The sequence below is a fragment of the Rhodoferax sp. genome, assembly GCF_030646845.1.
Taxonomy (GTDB): Bacteria; Pseudomonadota; Gammaproteobacteria; order Burkholderiales; family Burkholderiaceae_C; genus Rhodoferax.
Map to the genome: position 1 here is coordinate 1 of NZ_JAUSLE010000085.1, position 1,599 is coordinate 1,599.

The 1,599-nt window shown below is 63.3% G+C and carries 2 protein-coding genes and 1 pseudogene; 2 read left to right on the forward strand and 1 reads right to left on the reverse strand.

The genetic code is table 11. From position 1 onward, the window contains the following. Positions 1–204, reverse strand: a pseudogene (locus Q7T10_RS20060) (Hsp20/alpha crystallin family protein); the annotation flags it as partial. A gap of 300 nt (positions 205–504) precedes the next feature. Between Q7T10_RS20060 and Q7T10_RS20065 the strand changes: the two are divergent. Together Q7T10_RS20065 and Q7T10_RS20070 are read left to right on the forward strand one after the other, a co-directional pair. Further along, positions 505–765: a DUF2934 domain-containing protein gene (locus tag Q7T10_RS20065; RefSeq protein ID WP_304751567.1), complete on the forward strand. Its 261-nt coding sequence runs from the start codon at positions 505–507 to the stop codon at positions 763–765. 120 nt (positions 766–885) lie between these two features. After that, positions 886–1,599 (forward strand): TCP-1/cpn60 chaperonin family protein (locus Q7T10_RS20070; RefSeq protein ID WP_304751569.1); only part of this gene is annotated, 714 nt, incomplete at its 3' end.

Genomic DNA, 1,599 nt, shown 5'->3' on the forward strand with positions numbered 1-1,599 from the left:
GTCGTCGATGTCGATCTGGATGTCTTCCTTGCTCACACCCGGAATCTCGGCCTTGAGCTTGTAGTCACCGTTGCTTTCGGTGAGATCGACCTTGATGTCGGGCGCCTGCGCAACACCGCGCGACACCCAGGGGCGCAGGAAGTTGCGAAAGGCGTCCTCAAACGGATCGGCAGCAAAGAGGTCACGTATTTTGAGTTCGTTCATGGACAGCTCCTTCAATGGGTTGAGTGACTGAAGAAGGTTCAGCGAACCGCTTCAGATCTACATGCTGTGCCCGCCAGACCCCGGTGGAATTGAGTGCGCTCAATGCACGCGACCGGGGCACTCACGCCTTCGCAGATGGGGTTGGCTTGCAGCAGCCGCACATCGGTCGGTGGCGTCTCAGGCGCTGCCGCGTTGAGCACGCTCAATCAACCGCTGACCACAGCGCACTAACTTCGCCCGGTGCAACGCTGCCACGCTGACGCGCTGCACCTTCCGCAATCCTTCAACTGGAGATCCGAAATGGGACGACAACTTGTAGCCACCCCATCCACAGCCCGCACACCCAAAGCCATGAAGAGGCCTTCGGCGCCGGAGGCGAACGAGCAGGCCCCGGAGAGTCCGTCGGCTGCACCCTTCGACCGCGAACAGGCCATACGCGAGGCCGCCTACGCGTGCTTTGAAGCACGCGGTTGCGAGCCTGGGCATGAGCTTGACGATTGGCTCAGGGCCGAGGCCTTGGTGCAACAGGCGAACGGCGGCGCTGAACCGATGCCCCACTGATCGCGTAGGGCCAGACGCGCCAGCATTGCGCAAGCTCAATCCGCGGACGCTTCCAGGTGAAAAAATGCCCCGAGTGCTGTCACACGCAAACACCAACAGGGGCCGAAGGAGGACTTCCGCATGACCGCCAAACAACTGCTCTTTCGCGAGGAAGCCCGCGACAAGATCCGCCGCGGTGTCGATGCACTGGCCGAGGCCGTGAAGGTGACGCTTGGCCCGCGCGGACGCACCGTGATCCTGGACCGCGACTACGGCCCACCGCAGATCGTCAACTCCGGCGTGCTGGTGGCCAAATCGGTGGAGCTGGAGAACCGGTTCGAGAACATGGGTGCGCAGCTGCTGCGCGAAGTGGCCTCGCGCACCAGTGAAATGGCAGGCGACGGCACCACCACCGCCACCGTGCTCGCGCACGCCATGATCCAGCAGGGCCTGCGCTACCTGGCCGGCGGCATGAACCCGATGGATCTCAAACGCGGCATGGAGCAGGCCATCGAGGCGGTGGTGGCCGAACTTCACCGCATGGCGCGCCCCTGCGCCAGCTCGCAGGAGATCGCCCATGTAGCCGCCATCTCGGCCAATAACGACCGCTCGATCGGCGAACTGCTGGCGCGCGCCATCGACAGTGTGGGCCGCGAGGGCGCCATCTCCATCGAAGACGGTTCGGGCCTGAGCAGCGAGCTGGAGGTGGTGGAAGGCCTGCAGTTCGACCGCGGTTTTCTCTCGCCCTATTTCATCAACAACCCTGAGCGCCAGAGCGCCACGCTGGAAAACGCCGCCATCCTGCTGTATGACAAGCGCCTGTCTTCGCTGAAAGACCTCTTGCCCTTGCTGGAA

Bases quoted from the DNA above. Each gene is read 5' to 3' on its own strand.
- Q7T10_RS20065 (WP_304751567.1), top strand. From the start codon at position 505: ATGGGACGACAACTTGTAGCCACCCCATCCACAGCCCGCACACCCAAA.